The 16,287-nt window shown below is 59.1% G+C and carries 18 protein-coding genes and 3 pseudogenes; 16 read left to right on the top strand and 5 right to left on the bottom strand.

The genetic code is table 11. The features are described from left to right. Window position 1 precedes the first annotated feature (1 nt). The 12 genes and pseudogenes from IVB05_RS08830 to IVB05_RS08885 all read left to right on the top strand — a co-directional run bounded on the left by IVB05_RS08830 (window position 2) and on the right by IVB05_RS08885 (window position 7,192). Entirely contained in the window at window positions 2-226 is a 225-nt protein-coding gene (locus tag IVB05_RS08830; protein ID WP_247783877.1) for a 4Fe-4S binding protein, read from the top strand. A gap of 14 nt (window positions 227-240) precedes the next feature. After that, window positions 241-591: an iron-sulfur cluster assembly accessory protein gene (locus IVB05_RS08835; protein ID WP_247783878.1), complete on the top strand. Its 351-nt coding sequence runs from the start codon at window positions 241-243 to the stop codon at window positions 589-591. Beyond that, window positions 576-1,083: pseudogene (locus IVB05_RS08840) on the top strand (hypothetical protein). The gene IVB05_RS08835 and the pseudogene IVB05_RS08840 overlap by 16 nt, the downstream one beginning before the upstream one ends. Then, on the top strand, window positions 1,080-1,700 hold the full coding sequence (locus IVB05_RS08845) for a 4Fe4S-binding leucine-rich repeat protein (RefSeq protein WP_247783879.1): 621 nt from the start codon (window positions 1,080-1,082) through the stop codon (window positions 1,698-1,700). The pseudogene IVB05_RS08840 and the gene IVB05_RS08845 overlap by 4 nt, the downstream one beginning before the upstream one ends. 2 nt (window positions 1,701-1,702) lie before the next feature. Next, window positions 1,703-2,023, top strand: coding sequence for a nitrogen fixation protein NifZ (locus IVB05_RS08850; RefSeq protein ID WP_247519305.1), 321 nt, complete (start codon window positions 1,703-1,705; stop codon window positions 2,021-2,023). Beyond that, entirely contained in the window at window positions 2,020-2,259 is a 240-nt protein-coding gene (locus tag IVB05_RS08855; protein WP_247519304.1) for a nitrogen fixation protein NifZ, read from the top strand. Before IVB05_RS08850 ends, IVB05_RS08855 begins: the two co-directional genes overlap by 4 nt. 13 nt (window positions 2,260-2,272) lie before the next feature. Next, entirely contained in the window at window positions 2,273-2,632 is a 360-nt protein-coding gene (locus IVB05_RS08860) for a DUF3024 domain-containing protein (RefSeq protein ID WP_247519303.1), read from the top strand. Between the two features lie 34 nt (window positions 2,633-2,666). Beyond that, window positions 2,667-2,930 carry a hypothetical protein gene (locus IVB05_RS08865; protein WP_247519302.1) on the top strand — a complete coding sequence of 88 codons (264 nt, stop codon included), beginning with the start codon at window positions 2,667-2,669 and terminating at the stop codon, window positions 2,928-2,930. Between the two features lie 2 nt (window positions 2,931-2,932). Beyond that, window positions 2,933-4,129: a DegT/DnrJ/EryC1/StrS family aminotransferase gene (locus IVB05_RS08870; protein ID WP_247783880.1), complete on the top strand. Its 1,197-nt coding sequence runs from the start codon at window positions 2,933-2,935 to the stop codon at window positions 4,127-4,129. 581 nt (window positions 4,130-4,710) lie between these two features. Further along, a pseudogene (locus IVB05_RS08875) lies at window positions 4,711-5,159 on the top strand (Rieske 2Fe-2S domain-containing protein). A 482-nt stretch (window positions 5,160-5,641) separates the two neighbouring features. Next, entirely contained in the window at window positions 5,642-5,845 is a 204-nt protein-coding gene (locus IVB05_RS08880) for a cold-shock protein (protein ID WP_247509319.1), read from the top strand. Window positions 5,846-5,971: 126 nt separating this feature from the next. Next, complete coding sequence (locus tag IVB05_RS08885) at window positions 5,972-7,192, top strand: IS701 family transposase (protein ID WP_247783881.1); 1,221 nt, start codon at window positions 5,972-5,974, stop codon at window positions 7,190-7,192. Window positions 7,193-7,378: 186 nt separating this feature from the next. On the opposite strand, the pseudogene IVB05_RS08890 reads toward IVB05_RS08885, so the two are convergent. Continuing rightward, window positions 7,379-8,131: pseudogene (locus tag IVB05_RS08890) on the bottom strand (IS5 family transposase). A gap of 115 nt (window positions 8,132-8,246) precedes the next feature. On the opposite strand from IVB05_RS08890, the gene IVB05_RS08895 reads away from it, so the two are divergent. Beyond that, window positions 8,247-9,467, top strand: coding sequence for an IS701 family transposase (locus tag IVB05_RS08895; RefSeq protein ID WP_247783881.1), 1,221 nt, complete (start codon window positions 8,247-8,249; stop codon window positions 9,465-9,467). Window positions 9,468-9,652: 185 nt separating this feature from the next. Here IVB05_RS08895 and IVB05_RS08900 read toward each other — a convergent pair whose 3' ends face one another. Beyond that, window positions 9,653-9,883 carry a DUF3551 domain-containing protein gene (locus IVB05_RS08900; protein WP_247783882.1) on the bottom strand — a complete coding sequence of 77 codons (231 nt, stop codon included), beginning with the start codon at window positions 9,881-9,883 and terminating at the stop codon, window positions 9,653-9,655. A gap of 809 nt (window positions 9,884-10,692) precedes the next feature. Between IVB05_RS08900 and IVB05_RS08905 the strand changes: the two genes are divergently transcribed. Further along, window positions 10,693-10,980 carry a hypothetical protein gene (locus IVB05_RS08905; RefSeq protein ID WP_247783883.1) on the top strand — a complete coding sequence of 96 codons (288 nt, stop codon included), beginning with the start codon at window positions 10,693-10,695 and terminating at the stop codon, window positions 10,978-10,980. 760 nt (window positions 10,981-11,740) lie between these two features. Further along, window positions 11,741-12,166, top strand: coding sequence for a hypothetical protein (locus tag IVB05_RS08915; RefSeq protein ID WP_247783885.1), 426 nt, complete (start codon window positions 11,741-11,743; stop codon window positions 12,164-12,166). 413 nt (window positions 12,167-12,579) lie between these two features. Here the strand turns inward: IVB05_RS08915 and IVB05_RS08920 are convergent, their stop codons facing one another. Next, on the bottom strand, window positions 12,580-13,059 hold the full coding sequence (locus IVB05_RS08920) for a HipA domain-containing protein (protein WP_247519297.1): 480 nt from the start codon (window positions 13,057-13,059) through the stop codon (window positions 12,580-12,582). 1 nt (window position 13,060) lies between these two features. Here IVB05_RS08920 and IVB05_RS08925 point away from each other — a divergent pair, with 1 nt between their 5' ends. After that, the gene (locus IVB05_RS08925; RefSeq protein WP_247783886.1) at window positions 13,061-13,267 is read left to right on the top strand and encodes a hypothetical protein; all 207 of its coding nucleotides are present in this window, start codon (window positions 13,061-13,063) and stop codon (window positions 13,265-13,267) included. Between the two features lie 40 nt (window positions 13,268-13,307). On the opposite strand, the gene IVB05_RS08930 is transcribed toward IVB05_RS08925, so the two are convergent. After that, window positions 13,308-13,784: a Mov34/MPN/PAD-1 family protein gene (locus IVB05_RS08930; RefSeq protein WP_247519295.1), complete on the bottom strand. Its 477-nt coding sequence runs from the start codon at window positions 13,782-13,784 to the stop codon at window positions 13,308-13,310. Then, complete coding sequence (locus IVB05_RS08935) at window positions 13,781-15,568, bottom strand: ThiF family adenylyltransferase (RefSeq protein WP_247783887.1); 1,788 nt, start codon at window positions 15,566-15,568, stop codon at window positions 13,781-13,783. The genes IVB05_RS08930 and IVB05_RS08935 overlap by 4 nt, the downstream gene beginning before the upstream one ends. Window positions 15,569-16,287 lie beyond the last annotated feature (719 nt).

The raw sequence follows: 16,287 nt of genomic DNA on the forward strand, positions 1-16,287 counted from the left end.
GATGCCGTTCAAGATCATCGCCTCACAATGCACGGGCTGCTCGGCTTGCGAACTCGAATGCCCGAATGTTGCAATCTCGGAGAAGGGCGGGACGTTCGTGATTGATCCTAAGAAATGCACCGAATGCATCGGCCATTTCGACGAGCCGCAATGCGTGGCGGTCTGTCCGGTCGACAATACCTGTGTGCTCGATCCCTCATTGCCGCGCTATCACGCGCGGGCATAAGGGAGTAAGGGATCGTGAATTCCACGCTGACGCCGGCTGCGGAAAAATTCATGAGTTTTGAGGTGCGCGCCCATTGCGCCGCTGAAACCGGCTTCCGGCTCGCCGTTACGGCCGGCAGTTGCTCGGGATTGTCGGTCGATATCGGTGTTGCGCGGGCATCGGGGTCCGGTGAGCAAGTCGGCGAACGCAACGACCTAAACTCTCTCTATGCCGAGGGCAGGCCGCTGGTCGGCGGTGTGACCATCGTCTTAACCGATACCGCTGCGCAGACCGGCCTGATCTTCCCCGAAGCAGGTGTGCTGCTCGAGCAAGGCCACAAAGGCCGCCCACTCGAAGAGGAAAGCTGCCGATGGACCTGGACGTAGCAGGCAATCCGCTTTCCGGGAGCGCGAGGTCACTGATCGCGCACACGCTTCTCGGCAAAGGCCTGCCGTGGCAGGCCGGGCTCTCCTATCACCTGGACGCGATCGCAGAAAAGCACCTGCACCAAGCGCAGGCGCTGGCACGGGGCCACGCCGCCGTCCTGATCGGCCTCTACCGTTTCTATTTCTACAAGGGCCGATTGTCGGAGGCGTTGGAGATCGCCAGGCGTTGCATCACCCAGGCCGCGCTTGAAAACGGACTCGCGTACGATTGGAGGCAGGTCAAAGCGGCCGATGCCGCGTTCGGCAGCTACGAAAGCATCCTGCCGCGCTTCTATCTGTTTTCGCTGAACGGGCTATGCCTACTTGCAGATGCGCCTCGGCAATCTGGACGAAGGGCGCGTGGCCACGAAAAAGCTGCTCGAACTCGACCCGACCGACAAGATCGGTGTCAGGCTCCTTCTGGACGTGCTGAAGCGGATAGGGCAACGATGACGGATGACATCGACGAGGCCCGCGACTGCCAGGGCCATGAGGTCAATTGCAGCGCCTGCACTCATCTGTCGCTGAAGAAAACGGGCGGCTGCCGGCTGATGCATGCCTGTGTCAACGACCATTATGCCCAGCACAACGACCGTTTTTTCAACTGGAGTCCCGCGCTCGCCAATGCCTACACTGCGCATCCGCATTTCGAGGTGCGGGCCATCGCGGCCAAGCACGTCAATCTCTTTCTATTGCTACCGCTGCCAAATGACGCCGAAGAAACCGTGCGCGCGAATGCAGCGTGGCGACTGCTCAAGAGCAACATCCTGACGCTGCGCAACGATTCGCATCGCGAGGTAAAGATACTGGTCGCGACTCTGCTCGATGGTGAGGAATTGGTGCCGATGCTGTCGGACCAGAACTATTGCGTCCGCCAGATCGTGGCTCGCCGCGCAGCGACTGTCGCCGAAGTTCCTGCCGCTCTGCGGTGCGATCCCGATTGGCGTGTCCGCCGGGAAGTGGTGACCCGCATTGCGGCTTTTGAGTTGGCACGTCTCACCGAAAATGAGGACAGTATGGTGCAGGAGGTCGCGCGTGGCCGTCTGGCCTGCAAGTCCGCAAGGAGGTGATAATGAGCAACATCGTCCGCGACAGTGATGTAGTCGAGCTAACTGGGCCACCGTTCTTCAACCTTGGCGAAAAGGTACGGGCCAAGCGCACCATTCGCAACGACGGCACCTATGCCGGCAAGGAGATCGGCGATATCCTGGCCAAGAAAGGCGAGGTGGGTTACGTCGTCTCCATCGGGACTTTCCTGCAGCAATTCTATATCTATGGCGTCGAGTTTCTTGAAAGCGGCCACCGCGTCGGCATGAAGCGCAAGGAGCTCGATCTGGTGGAAGCGCGCGACGAACCCGACGACCTGCCGTTGCCGGAAGAGATCGCGTCATGATCGAGCCGCGCCTCCCGAAATATCAATGGGGCCAGCGAGTTAAAGCCGCTGTCGACCTTGTTAACGATGGCTCCTTTCCCGATGCGCCGGCTAACGGGCTCTTGGTGGGCGCCGGCGGCATCGGCGAGATCGTGAAGGTCGGCATGCAAACCGAAGCGAACTTGCCGATTTATGTTGTCGAGTTTGGTGAGCGGCTGGTCGTCGGTTGTCTTGAAGAAGAGATCACAATGCTTTGAGGGGGCTTTCGCGATGAACGCCGCGGTGATGAGAAAGGTAGTGAACGGACTTATCGCTCATCCGAACGAGCTCGATCGCAAGCGGATCGAGCGTGGCTTGAGCTCGCGCAAACGCTATCGTTATGTCTCGCCGAATGTGAAACCGGTACGGAGTGGCTATCTCATCGAGAGTCCCTGCTGCTCGGGCAATATCGACAAAGATGGCGGCTTGATTGAAGTAGCGCTGATCCATCATGACTCGAGGAGCGCGACATGGAAGCTGTTTCGTAAAGATCACGCGCGGGGGCTTTGGGAGTTTTACAGCATCTACCAGCGGCTGACCGCAGCGATCGACGAATTGAACACAGATCCGGAGCGGGTGTTCTGGCAATAACGTTGCTTTTGGAACTAATCATATAGGAGTCGCGATGGCGCTCGGCACCGACGAACTTATCGAAATCGAACGGCTGCTTGCGGCAGCTGATGCCGATGCAAGCGCGTTCGCCGAGGTGCGGCGCCGCTTTCCACAGCTCGCCTGCACGCGCTGTGACGCGTCCGACATGACGGAGCCGCCGTTCCGCAGTTTTCCACGATTCGACCTGCATCTGATCGATGGCTCCGCTCATTGTGTGCAGATCACCGCCGATCCAGCGCGCGCGACTGGCATCGTGCTGGCGGCAAGGAGTACTTGATGATGACTAGCGTTGCTCTCGCAAAGGATCACGATGCGAACGTGGTCAACGCGGACGTATCTTTCATTCGGATGTCCGATCCGGATGTCACCTTCGCCGAGCTCTCTGCCGTGGAAACGCTGCTGTGTTCGCCGCGGGTCTCGAACGGGCCGGTGACTGAGACCTTCGAGAAAGCCTTTGCCGCCTATCTCGGCCGGAAATACGCCGTTGCCGTCCCGAGCGGCACCATCGGGCTTCTGCTTGCGCTAAAGGCCCTCGGCATCGGGCCGGGGCAGGATGTGATCGCCTCACCGTATTCGTTTCGCGAGACGGTGCATGCTATCAGTCTCACGGGCGCGCGCACCGTATTTGCCGACGTCGACTATTGGTCGGGAGCATTGGTTCCGGCGAAGGTCGAAGAGCGGATCACGGCCAACACACGGGCGATTGTTGCCGGCAATCCCAATGGCCATCCGGCGCCATGGTCGGAGCTGCGCGCGATCGCGCAGCGCCATCAGCTGATGCTACTGGAGGATTCCACCGAGGCGATCGGATCGAGATACAAGGGCGAACTCGTCGGCCGCTTTGGCGATATCGCCGTGTTCGACTTTGCCCAGCCTCTGGCCCTGACCTGCGGCGAGGGCGGCATGGTGGTGACCGACGATATCGACATTGCCGTTGGCTTGCTTCGCCATCGCGCGCATCGGCTGGATAACCGCTCCTCCGTCGTCGTCAGTAGCGCAGCGCCTTACCAGGCCGGCATGAGCGATCTTACAGCCGCGTTGGGCCTTGCGCAGCTGAAGCGCCTCGATGAAATCCTGGAGCGGCGCCGGCTCATCGAGCAGCTCTACAATGCACATATCCAATCATTCGAGGGCATCAAGCCGCCCTATATCGGTCCCGATGTGACCGAGGTGAACTGGTTCCTCTATCTCGTCCATCTTGGAACGCGCTTCACGCGCTCCAGCCGTGACGCCATTGTCGATGATCTGCGCATTGGGCATGTCGAGGCCGCTGCCTATTGCCATCCGATGCATTTGCAGCGTCACTATTTTGAGATTGGCTATCGATATGGCGATTTACTGGTCACGGAAAAGATCGCCGATCGTGCCGTGGCGCTGCCGTTTCACACCCATCTCACCGACAACCAGATCGAGTTCATTGTGGAGACGATGAAGGACGCGTCCATCAATATCGGCGCGGGCGCAGCCATCTATTAGAGCCCCGGCGCCCTCATTACGCGCAAAAGGAGGAGCGAATGTCGAAAGTCAGAATCTTGCCGTATGGCAAAATGATCGAGGCCATTGAGGCCACGTCACTCTTGGCGGCGGCGCTGGGCCCCGAGATTGCCCTTCAACAGTCATGCAAGGACAGGCCAAATTCGGACTCCTGCCATTCTTGGTCCAGCAAGGCCGCAAGGGAACCCGCGCAAAGAGAATGAGAAAGCTCAACGATCGTGGACGTTGGCTCTAAGTTTCGGCACGCCGGCCCTGCAAGGTGCTCGGATCAGGAAACATGATCATTGAGCTCTTGGGGCTTCGGCTCGGGTTTTTTCAAGCTTGACCTTAGCGGGTGGGAAGGCACAAGGATCCCTAACAAATCATTGTTCTTCGAACGGGAGTGGTCGAGCTTCCGGCCGGAGCCCGGCAGAGCTGTTGCCGTACCATCGGCATGATTTTGTCAGCGAAAGCGCAGGCGATGCCTATCGGCCGCTATCTAATGATCACGGCGTGTCTCGGCTGACCCGGGTCGCAATCCATACATTCGCGACGATAGCATGACCAAAGAAACTATCCGCGATATGGCCAGCCAAGAGATCGTGGTCTTCGCCGTCTGTCCCGCCGAGGCCATTGAGCGGGGTGACGCTAAGGGTTTCAGCCTGTCGCGGATCGATGACAGCGGCGAGAGCCGGCCGTTTCCGATTGTCGTGGTGCGGACCTTCGGCAACGACTATCTCGGTTATGTCAACCGCTGCCCGCATGACGGCGTCTGGCTCACATCGGCTCCGGCAAGTTGTTCTCGCCGGACCGCTCCTTTCTCAGATGTGGCCGGCACGGGGCGACCTTCGAGATCGGCAGCGGGTTTTGCATCGATGGCCCCTGCAATGGGAAAGCCCTTGAGCCGGTCGCGCTGGCCGTGATCGGCGGCGACGTCTGCCTGTGCGGTGTGAAGCTGGTAGAGGAAAATCCGTTTCCCGATCCGTTCGAGGATAGTGACGATACCATGGACATCATGATTCATCCGGATTAACGGGCATTATCTCATGATCATGCGCTCCGCTAAGAAGAACTGTCAGGTCGCAATCTTTTATTTCACCAGGATTGTCCGTGCATCTCGCGCGGACCCTTCGATCGATTCCTCGAATTGTGTGCCGGATCATCCGGATCGTTCAAGCGGCCGATTCCCACAACGGCAATGTTGGAGACCGCGCGGAGCCGAACTCAGCGATAGGAATCGCTTTTATGACAGAGCCGACGACGAGTGGCAGCCTCGACCAGCACGACAACGCGAAGCAATGGGCTGCGGGTGGCCGGCCCGACGCTGAGCAAGACTATGCGGAGTCCGGCATCGGCGACTATGACGACCTCACCGAGCAGTCGGTCCGCAAGACTACCATCAGGCGGGCCTGGGTTGAAGGAGACAAGCCCGCCGGTTCGCGCCGGCGGGTTTGCCTTGCCGGGGATTGCGTTACCGCTGTAGGATGCGGCTCTTACTTCACGGGAGAACGGATAGTGGCGACAGGTACGGTAAAGTGGTTCAACGCGACTAAGGGATATGGGTTTATTCAACCTGACAACGGCGGCAAGGATGTCTTCGTGCACATCTCGGCCGTTGAAAAAGCGGGCCTGAGCAACCTTAATGAGGGCGCCAAGGTGAGCTACGAAGAAATGAGCACCCGGGGCAAAACGTCTGCGGAAAATCTAAGGGTCGGATGAGTTCAAGCCCGCCGGTCCGACCGGCGGGCTCTCAATGCGCGCACATCTCCCATCTGGTCTGCGCCAGATCCCGCAGCCTAGCATTACAGTTGCTATTTTTGCGGGCTTCTGAATCCATGGGCAGCCATGATTCGGATGTCGTGGACGCGGGCCGCGTCGGTTGAGGAGACGCTTGCGTTGTGGGCGGCGTCGCTTCGAGAGATCAAGAAACGGATACGTCCGCTGTTCACGCAAGAGCGTGTTGCGACGAATGCAGGCATGTTCCTGGAAGGTCTGCTCGGAGATGAGCAGCGCAAGACCGGCTGGATGCGTGCGGAGGCGGCTGGCGATCCTGGCCCATGGCGACAGCAGGCAATTCTTGGTCGTGGGGATTGGGACGCTGATGCCCTGCGCGACATCGTGCGCGACTATGTCATCGAGCATTTGGCGGATGACGATGCGGTGCTGGTGATCGACGAGACCGGCTTTCTCAAACAGGGCAAAGCGTCATGCGGCGTGGCACGGCAATACACCGGTTCGGCAGGAAAGATCACGAACTGCCAGATCGGCGTCTTCGCCACCTATGTTTCGCGTCATGGCCACGCGTTCATCGATCGCGCGTTGTATCTTCCGAAGGAATGGACCGACGATCCAGATCGGCTGGAAGCCGCATATGTGCCTGCCGATGTCGGCTTTGCGACCAAACCAAAGCTTGCGACGCGAATGATCGCACGCGCGATAGCCGCGTCTGTACCATTCAAGTGGGTTGCCGGTGATACCGTCTACGGTGTTGGCAACATCGAACAGCAACTACGTCGGGCAGGCAAAGGCTACGTGCTCGGGGTCAGCAGCGCTCATGTGTTTCGATCCTGGGGCAAGCGACCGCCGGTCGCCGGTACGGCTGCGGACCTCGCCCGGACGCGGCGCTCATCCGACTGGAAGCGCCTGTCGGCGGGAGCCGGAACCAAAGGACCGCGGCTGCACGATTGGTGTTATCTCGAATTGGCCGATCTCGAGGCCGAGCAGTTCAACGGTGCAAATGACGGTTTGTGGACACGCGGTCTACTGATCCGTCGTCGCATCGCCGATGATGACCTCGCCTTCTTCACCACCTGGTGCCCAGCGGGAACAGCCATTGAAACGCTGGTCGCGGTCGAAGGCCATCGATGGGCGATCGAGGACAGCTTCGAGACCGCGAAAAACGAGTTCGGGCTCGATCACAACGAGAGCAGATCCTGGCATGGCTGGCACCGTCATGTGTCCTTGGTGATGCTCGCCTTCGCCATGATGGCCGCGATCCGACATCGCGCTAATCCGCCACCGCCCAAAAAAACGAAACGGCGCCCCCCGGCAAAAGCCAAAGCATAACCACCCCACCACTGATCCGTTGGTCAATCCAGGAAATCCGCCGCATTGCTATCAGACTTGCTCGAAAGCGGATTCAACCCGCACACATCATCGCATGGTCTTTCTGGCGCAGAGCTCACCAGGCTGCCGCTCAACGCGCCCACTTCAAATCAAGAAGGCAACTGTAATGCTAGGGTCTGTTGAGATTCACCTGGAATGGATGACGGCGGTAGCGAGGTAGATCATCGCTTCGAAGCTGCCGTCTGTCTTGTCGCATCGCATCGCTATGCGTTTGAATTCCTTCAGCTTGCCGAAGAAATTCTCGATCAGGTGGCGCCATTTGTAAATGTCCTTGTCGATGTTGAGAGGCTGGGCGCGCCTTTGATGCTGCGAGATGACAATCTTGGCCTTGCGTGCGTTCAGGTCTTCGATGATCCAGTTGGAATCAAAAGCCTTGTCGGCGATCAAGCCGCCGAATTCGATGTCTTTGATCAGAGGCGCGACGCCGACTGTGTCAAAGCGATGGCCAGGGAGCAGGATGAACCGCACCAAGTTCCCAAGCGCGTCGGTCAGCGCGAGGATTTTGGTGGTCCAGCCGCCCTTCGATTTGCCGATGGCCTGATTTTTGGTCCCTCTTTTGCTCCCTGCGCTTGACGATGAACTTTGACGATTGTCGCGTCGACCATCGCAAACTCCATGTCTGGATCATCCGATACAGCATCGAAAATCCGCTTGAAAACGCCGGCCTTCACCCAATCACGATAGCGCTTGAACACCCGTATTCCAGTTGCCGAACCTCGGCGGCAGATCCCTCCATGGGCTGCCCGTGCGCGCGATCCAAAGCACAGCTTCGAGAAACAAACGGTTGTCACCCCCTGTGCGGCCGGGGTTCGTGGCCTTGCCCAAACAAAGCGACTCCATCTTCGCCCACTGGGCGTCCGTCAAAACGAATCGGTGCATGCCAAGCTCCTTTCGGAGCTTGAATCACGGACATTCCAATCTGTGAATCCTGAATCTCAACAGACCCTAGCATTACAGTTGCTATTTTTGCGGGCTTCTGAATCCATGGGCAGCCATGATTCGGATGTCGTGGACGCGGGCCGCGTCGGTTGAGGAGACGCTTGCGTTGTGGGCGGCGTCGCTTCGAGAGATCAAGAAACGGATACGTCCGCTGTTCACGCAAGAGCGTGTTGCGACGAATGCAGGCATGTTCCTGGAAGGTCTGCTCGGAGATGAGCAGCGCAAGACCGGCTGGATGCGTGCGGAGGCGGCTGGCGATCCTGGCCCATGGCGACAGCAGGCAATTCTTGGTCGTGGGGATTGGGACGCTGATGCCCTGCGCGACATCGTGCGCGACTATGTCATCGAGCATTTGGCGGATGACGATGCGGTGCTGGTGATCGACGAGACCGGCTTTCTCAAACAGGGCAAAGCGTCATGCGGCGTGGCACGGCAATACACCGGTTCGGCAGGAAAGATCACGAACTGCCAGATCGGCGTCTTCGCCACCTATGTTTCGCGTCATGGCCACGCGTTCATCGATCGCGCGTTGTATCTTCCGAAGGAATGGACCGACGATCCAGATCGGCTGGAAGCCGCATATGTGCCTGCCGATGTCGGCTTTGCGACCAAACCAAAGCTTGCGACGCGAATGATCGCACGCGCGATAGCCGCGTCTGTACCATTCAAGTGGGTTGCCGGTGATACCGTCTACGGTGTTGGCAACATCGAACAGCAACTACGTCGGGCAGGCAAAGGCTACGTGCTCGGGGTCAGCAGCGCTCATGTGTTTCGATCCTGGGGCAAGCGACCGCCGGTCGCCGGTACGGCTGCGGACCTCGCCCGGACGCGGCGCTCATCCGACTGGAAGCGCCTGTCGGCGGGAGCCGGAACCAAAGGACCGCGGCTGCACGATTGGTGTTATCTCGAATTGGCCGATCTCGAGGCCGAGCAGTTCAACGGTGCAAATGACGGTTTGTGGACACGCGGTCTACTGATCCGTCGTCGCATCGCCGATGATGACCTCGCCTTCTTCACCACCTGGTGCCCAGCGGGAACAGCCATTGAAACGCTGGTCGCGGTCGAAGGCCATCGATGGGCGATCGAGGACAGCTTCGAGACCGCGAAAAACGAGTTCGGGCTCGATCACAACGAGAGCAGATCCTGGCATGGCTGGCACCGTCATGTGTCCTTGGTGATGCTCGCCTTCGCCATGATGGCCGCGATCCGACATCGCGCTAATCCGCCACCGCCCAAAAAAACGAAACGGCGCCCCCCGGCAAAAGCCAAAGCATAACCACCCCACCACTGATCCGTTGGTCAATCCAGGAAATCCGCCGCATTGCTATCAGACTTGCTCGAAAGCGGATTCAACCCGCACACATCATCGCATGGTCTTTCTGGCGCAGAGCTCACCAGGCTGCCGCTCAACGCGCCCACTTCAAATCAAGAAGGCAACTGTAATGCTAGTACGGAGACCATTCATCGCGACAGGCGCGGTCGCCGCGCGAAGGCGTAGGCCGGGTTGATGCCGCAATAGGCGTCAGTACCTGAAGCACTTGCCACGCACTGTCCGCGGGTAGCGAATTGGCAATTGCCTGGGTAGCCCCAGATCCGTCTCTGCAAGCAGTAGCGATCATACGGTCCGCTCGGGGAGACGTCGCTATGGCGATACTGCCGTGCGGTCGCAGGCGAGCTCGAAGCCGCCAACACTAAAATTAGGCTAGCCTATGCAATGGCGAAAAGCAGGCGGGTCATCTTCATCTCCTGAAGTTCGGTTCTCGTCGGCGAATTTGTTCTTGTCCCTCACTCAGACCGGCTGGCCTCAGCTCGACTCACTGGTTGCACGTCGGCTTGCCCCGAGGCCGAGCCAATCTCGATTTCTTCGAAGAATTTCAGCTCGAAGTAAGAAAATTCGCCCGATATATGCGGTACCAAGCAGAAGTTGGCTAGTTTTCTTCTTTTATGACGAGGTAAGTTTTTATTTGTGCGCGGTACCCGGTCGAGAGCCCGGGTCCGGTCGGCCGGATGAAGGCTCAAGCGAGCGCACGCAGCAACAGCTTTCTCAACAGCTTTCTGTCGGATGCGAGCGCGACGTTGCTCGGGATGCTGCACATGAGAGTCTAACTCTGCGCCCGCCGCCCTTACCTGCGGTAAGATTGGCGGATCACTACGATCCTGGAGCCGAAGTTCACCTGTGTACGCACAGTGAGTCAGCGACTCCGGAGTTCCACTCCCAGGGTGGGCCCAAAGAAGATGAAGATGTACGATTGCCGCAAACGGTTTGAGTGTCGCCCAGCAGCGATAAGCTGCGCCGCATGTGGCGGAAAGTTTGGCCCGATCAGGTACTACTCATGGCGGGCGGCGCTGTGCTTCAAGAAGCGCCTGGACCACTTCAGGGCACGCCGGGAACGAGACCGCCGCTGGCTATTTCGATTTGAGGCGGTGGGCCATGCAGCAGCACCTCAAGGGCGGCAACAAGATCGACCTGGAGCTGCAAGAACTGTTCGACAGCGTGCTCGATGAAGAGGTACTATTTTGATATCCGCGACGGCAGCCAATTCATCCACGATGATGAAGGTGTGGAGCTGCCGAACATCGAGTCTGCGCGGCAAGAGGCGACCACTGCGCTCTCGGAGATGGCCCGCGAATGGGTCAGAGGCGGGCCGCAGCACCGCATGGCAGTTGAAGTTCGCGATGATCATGGCCCTATCTTGGAGGCGAGCCTTGGCTTCGTGATGAAAGATGAAACCGCGCGCGACGTGAAAGCCATCGATTGGGATCGAAATGCAATTTTGGACGCCGATTGACAGCTGAAATCGCGGGTAATCAGGGCGTTTTCATACAACCAAGACCCACAGCAGAGATCAGCTGATTGTGAGGGTGGTCCACGCGGAAGAGCCAACAGGCTCTGGTCCGAGGTGGTCGCGAATCTCAGCTGGCCTTGTCTCTATCTAGTTGGTCAGGTGCACCAGCATGGCCTCACAGGCCTGCTCGGCTTCGGCGAACGTCTTAAAGGGTGATCCGCCCACCCTGCTGGCCGGCCTGTTGAGGTTGATGAGGCGCCAAGAAGCTACAAAGCCCGGCTGTCCGTGGAGGCCAGGACCGCTCCTACTCTCATTGCTGATGACGAATGAGAAGTCGCGCTCGCACGCGCTCCAAATCTCTAGCTCCTCTGTCACGGGAGCAATGCGGCTGAAGTGCAGGGCCATTCCACCGATCCAGCGAGTGTCTAAACGACCCCAGCAAATTGTCGCCAGCATTCCAAGAAGGCGGCCCACCCAAAAGACAAAGGTTGCGGGTGACTGGCTGCAAATGGCCGAAGACGCTGAGGCCCGGAAGGGGCGACAAATTCGAGCTGAGGCACCACCGTAGTCACCGTAATAGACTAGGACCCAGTGAGGCCGGACTGACGCACTAATGACGCATTTCCCCCAGGGTAATCTTTTGTCGCCGCTGCATCGCGCCCAATTCTGACAAAAATCACTCACAGCCAAATGGCCGCTCCGGGGATCCGAAGTGAGAGATCGGCGTTATCGATCCCGCTAACCACCCTGGAGAAGTGCGAAGATGTTTCAATCATACTTGAAGATGTTTCAATCATCCTTAAATGTGCGTGCTAATCACTACTTCAAGGTGCGGTCGGCAGGCCGAGACTGCAAAACTGATCGCGCTCGCGCTACACGCATTTTTCGGTCGATAGGGGATGCGCTGGAGGGGGCAAAGGCTGAGCAAGCTGGCCTGAAATCACGTATCGATGATGCCTTAGCCCGCGCCGCAGTAACGTTGGGCAATGATTCCGATGAGTACCTAACGCGCGACCCGCAGGACAATCATTATCAGAATTTGCTCGGCACTGAGATCGCAGAAGGGCAGCGGCGATTGAACGAGCTAGGAGTGACGATCGGGCACATCAAGTTTTTGAAGACCGCGCTTGTTACAAGGTTTCCCGACTTTGACTTTGAACACAACACTTCCCGCGCGAAAGAAGCGTAATCCGTGGTAGGACGATTCATGATCGGCACAACGCGCTTTTGGCACCTGCAAGTGCGGTGCCTGACTTTACTCTGCGAGGTTGCCACGGCGAGGCAGACTTTTTGGGTGCACCGCATCGCCCTTAGCTCTGCGCGCGTGCCACCTCCACGCAATGACGAAGGACCGCCCGATCAAGGCAACGAGGCCGGTGGATCATTGCACACCCCCCGGTCGCCCTGAACGGATAGCGGAAGGACGTGTTGCGCATCAGCGGCTGCGCCAGGCTATCACGCTGGAGAACGAGCGCACGGCAAAAAAGGGGAACACGGTCGATAACAGGAGAGCCCGGTTCGCGAATGTCTTTGACTCGTCGAGCGATTAGCGGCCAGCCTTGCGACTGATGCTGCCGGGCCTCCAGCATCCTTGATCTGCCGCTACTGGAATTTCAATGAACGCAGGCGCTGCATAGCGGCAGTTTGGACTGACGTGTGAATGGCCTCGGGAAAACCCATTGGCAATTCGTTTTCTATTTTGACGAGGGCAGCTTCAGCGGTAGCGGCGACAGCTTCGATTGACTCCTGTACCAGCTTTTTCGGTACGCCTGCCGCTTCCCCCGTCTGCACGAAATGCCTGCCTTGCACTTCGGCAATCCGGTAGTGGTTGTTTGTTCCGACCGACATTGCGAGTTCCATCTGCTTGCGCTGAATTTGGCCGGTGTCGAGACTGGGCTGCGCGGTGAGTACGTCGTAGAGCGGCGTCAAGTGATAGCGTCCGCCGGGCGCCAGGAAGATGCTGAAGTTCTTTGCGTGGCCATCGGTTGCACCAATCAGCCAGAAGAAAATTTGGGCTTTCAGCAGCATGGCCTGATCTTCGCCGGGCGTGTCGCTGCCTTTGAGCAGGTCGAGGAGCTTCACTATGCCGGGACCGCCATTGCTCTGGTATTTGCGCGTCAGGAGCGGACCTCGCGCACCCGAGGGCAAGGCTCCGTTGCAGGTCCTCGTAGCCGAGAAGACGATCGAAGACGCTAAAGTCAGGGTGATCCGGGAAAAGACGAGCGTGTCGGCGGTGGTCGAGGAATTGCTCCAAGGCTGGCTGGACGGCATCTATGAGCTGAAACGGTAGGAGGCAGATCCAGGGACGGCAGTCGTGGTCACGACCGCGGCTATACGGAGGGAGGATCAAAAATTTTGAGCTCCTGCGGCGTCGCAATCAATCGTTGCCGAATTAACGGACGGACGACCTGTCCCTTCCAGCATTGCGGGGTCCACTCCGTTTCGTTCCCGGCCACGATGAGCATCAGCGGTGCACTCACCCGTCGGGCTATCCGAAGGAGCGTTGCCGAATCGAGATCGCTCATTTCGGCGACGCCGTCCGGATGCGAGTGCCAATCACCGAGATAATCGAGATCGCCGCGGCTCGCATGGAACGCACGGTTGATTTCCGCTACTTGCCAGCCGTGATCCGGAACAAAGCAATGCCTGCCATGGAGCGCGTGCGGCCCGGGGCCGCGCATATCCGCAACGATGCGGTCCTCGCCTGACCGCCACCCCAGAAGGATCCCGCCGTTCTCAAGTGGGGACAGATCTCGCGCGTATCTGCACATCGACTGCAAAACATGTGAAGAGAGCCAGACGATCACAGAGTGGCTCCGCAGCATCTCGGATGTGCCGGGCACTGGTAGCCTTCCCAGTGAGGCAGCATTCGCACGCCTCCATCGCCCTTCAGCGTCAGTACGGCTACCTCCCAACCGCCAGGATCGTAGGTCCCATCCGAGAGCAGCCCGACTGCGGTGCGCACAATTTCCAGCGAGATCTCCTGCAGGTCGAAGCCGCCCCCGGTGAACGTCGGTGCATTGCATCCGACTGGGATTACGATACCTGCATCATCGACGCGGGGCCTTGGTATTTCCTGGTTGTCCTTCAAGTGTTCTTGGAGACACACAAAGCAACCTTCGGAATCGGGAACGTGGCGGGCAACGATACCGCCCGCCAGGCCGAGTGTGGCGTAGCCCATCACATACGGTACACGGAACCGCCGGCAGTAGTGCGACAGCGCAAGGTGGACCTCCGGTGAGGCCGAGGCGTCGACTACGACATGGGCGGCACGCAGTAGATCGAATATCGGCGCCAGAACATGGCCTTTCTGGTCGCCGGGGAGGCGGTCCGGATCGGTTTCAGCCGCTCCGATTTTGGTGCCGACGGCAATGGCCTTTGTCCACGGATAGTTTGCGGCGATGAAGTTGGCGAGAGCGATTGATTTCGCGCTTCCCCAAGCGGAACGGCCTAGAGGCCAGCGCAGGCTGTTGCCGGGCTGAACGGTGTCGAAGTCGAGGATCTCAATTTCCCCGACCCCAGCGCGGGCCAGTTCGAGGCCAGCGAAACCGCCGATGGCACCGCAACCGACGACGAGCACCTTCTTCGTGAGAAGAGATCTCGCGACGGGGAGCCGCGAAAACACATCGTTCTTCCCGGCCCGCTCCCCGAGAATCAACCTAGTTTCCGCGTCTCCCGTGGGACCGCGCCTTGTCACCAGAAACAACCACCCCGCGCCGTTTTTCTGCGAGCCGTATTCGGCTTCGTCTGGAAACGCGATGCCCGTGATCGAGAACGGGCCTTGCTTCGTTTCGTTGAGTTTTTGCACGCTGCCGGGCTGCAGCACCGCGTGGCGTCCAAGCTCTTCCTCGGCCAAGCGCAGCAATTCTCCGGCGTCCGTGATCGGTGACGGCGTGAACTTGACCCACCGTCCAGTAATCACCTGCGCGTCTTTCGGTTCGTTCGGAAATCCGAACCGTTTGCCAATAGACGCGCCCTGGCTGTCCTTCAGCTGTCGCACCACACCTTCGAACGCAGCGGGGTTCCTCCAGGTTTCGCGACCAGTGTAGACGACCTCCATTAGACCGTGCCGCGCAGCCGGCAGCGTGGCCTGTCCGTCAAAGAGGATAACCGAGTCATCTTCGGCGAGGCCTGTGAAGTAAGGCATTAGCGGGTCGGCAACCTGCTCCTCGAGCTTGGCCGCATCATCCCAACGCCCTTCATTTCTTGCTGCAAGGGTGCGCAGAAGCTGGTCCAGCCGCTCCTGAATGAAATCGGCCACAAGCTGGTTCGAATTCCATTGACCCGCTTCCTGCGTGAGCAGGCACAACTCGCGCGTCAACGGATTTTGATGACGGTCGAAATTCGCGTTTGGAGCGGCCACCGCTGGGCGGAAAAAGGGGTGGAGCGGGGAATATCCGATCCGCAACAACATCGAAGCGGACAGGCCTTGCACCGGCCAGTCCGCTTCGAGAATCAGCACCCCATTCCGTTTATGGATCGTGCGGGGAGTAATCCCCAGACGTGCGAAGGCCGCTAGTTCGTCGTTGAGAACCGTCGGCCAGAGCGTCCACCAATCGTGGTCTGCGCGGGGTTCTTTGTGCTTGGCCAACTATTAGCCCACAGGACGATGATCAGGCGGCGTGGTGGGGCGCGGCGGGCCCTTGCCTGGTGTTTCGCTGGGAGGGCCCGGAGGCACGTCCGGATGCTGCGGGTGCTCCGGGTGGGTTGGATGGGGCGGTTTACCCATGACACCTGATCCTTCTCTGTTTTTGTCTCTGTCTGAACACCTCGGCGCCGGAGGCGCCGAGTAGGGGACCCACTTTGCCCCGATTAGGGGACCAACTTGTAGGTGACCAACTTTGCCCGTCGCTGCACTCACACCAGTCGGCAAAATCGAGACGACCCGCTTGTGGACCCGCGGTTGTCACAACTCAAGCAAATGCCTCCGCAATCCACGGGAAAAATTGCGTGCCCGCGGGAAACGCAGCCAAGGAGGTTCGATTCTCGCTTATTGCCGGAGGCCGGACTTTAGACTCACTTCTAAACCAGTAGCCGATTCGGCGCGATTTCCAGATGACGCAAGGCGAGCGCGAGGGTACGCGCGGAGTCGTCGATCAACTGCTCGCTGGCGAGCTCAGTCCATTCATGAGCTTGCGATATCGAAGATGCTCTCCAGGCCATCGCCCCCTAGGTAGTGGTGAAGGCCGCCAGACGTGCACGTTCACGCAGACGTGTCGACGGCCTAGCGGATTTTCTTCGGCATATCAGCGTCGCCCGCGAGGACGCGCTTTCACTCCTGGACATGGCTCGCGACGCCGATCTTCCGCT

The organism is Bradyrhizobium sp. 170, assembly GCF_023101085.1.
In the GTDB taxonomy this organism is placed as follows: Bacteria; Pseudomonadota; Alphaproteobacteria; order Rhizobiales; family Xanthobacteraceae; genus Bradyrhizobium.

Excerpts from the sequence above, each read along its gene's own strand:
- IVB05_RS08830 (WP_247783877.1), top strand. The coding sequence starts at position 2 with ATGCCGTTCAAGATCATCGCCTCACAATGCACGGGCTGCTCGGCTTGC.
- IVB05_RS08845 (WP_247783879.1), top strand. The coding sequence starts at position 1,080 with ATGACGGATGACATCGACGAGGCCCGCGACTGCCAGGGCCATGAGGTC.
- IVB05_RS08850 (WP_247519305.1), top strand. The coding sequence starts at position 1,703 with ATGAGCAACATCGTCCGCGACAGTGATGTAGTCGAGCTAACTGGGCCA.
- IVB05_RS08855 (WP_247519304.1), top strand. The coding sequence starts at position 2,020 with ATGATCGAGCCGCGCCTCCCGAAATATCAATGGGGCCAGCGAGTTAAA.
- IVB05_RS08860 (WP_247519303.1), top strand. The coding sequence starts at position 2,273 with ATGAACGCCGCGGTGATGAGAAAGGTAGTGAACGGACTTATCGCTCAT.
- IVB05_RS08865 (WP_247519302.1), top strand. The coding sequence starts at position 2,667 with ATGGCGCTCGGCACCGACGAACTTATCGAAATCGAACGGCTGCTTGCG.
- IVB05_RS08870 (WP_247783880.1), top strand. The coding sequence starts at position 2,933 with ATGACTAGCGTTGCTCTCGCAAAGGATCACGATGCGAACGTGGTCAAC.
- IVB05_RS08885 (WP_247783881.1), top strand. The coding sequence starts at position 5,972 with ATGATTCGGATGTCGTGGACGCGGGCCGCGTCGGTTGAGGAGACGCTT.
- IVB05_RS08895 (WP_247783881.1), top strand. The coding sequence starts at position 8,247 with ATGATTCGGATGTCGTGGACGCGGGCCGCGTCGGTTGAGGAGACGCTT.
- IVB05_RS08905 (WP_247783883.1), top strand. The coding sequence starts at position 10,693 with ATGAAGAGGTACTATTTTGATATCCGCGACGGCAGCCAATTCATCCAC.
- IVB05_RS08915 (WP_247783885.1), top strand. The coding sequence starts at position 11,741 with ATGTTTCAATCATACTTGAAGATGTTTCAATCATCCTTAAATGTGCGT.
- IVB05_RS08925 (WP_247783886.1), top strand. The coding sequence starts at position 13,061 with ATGCCGGGACCGCCATTGCTCTGGTATTTGCGCGTCAGGAGCGGACCT.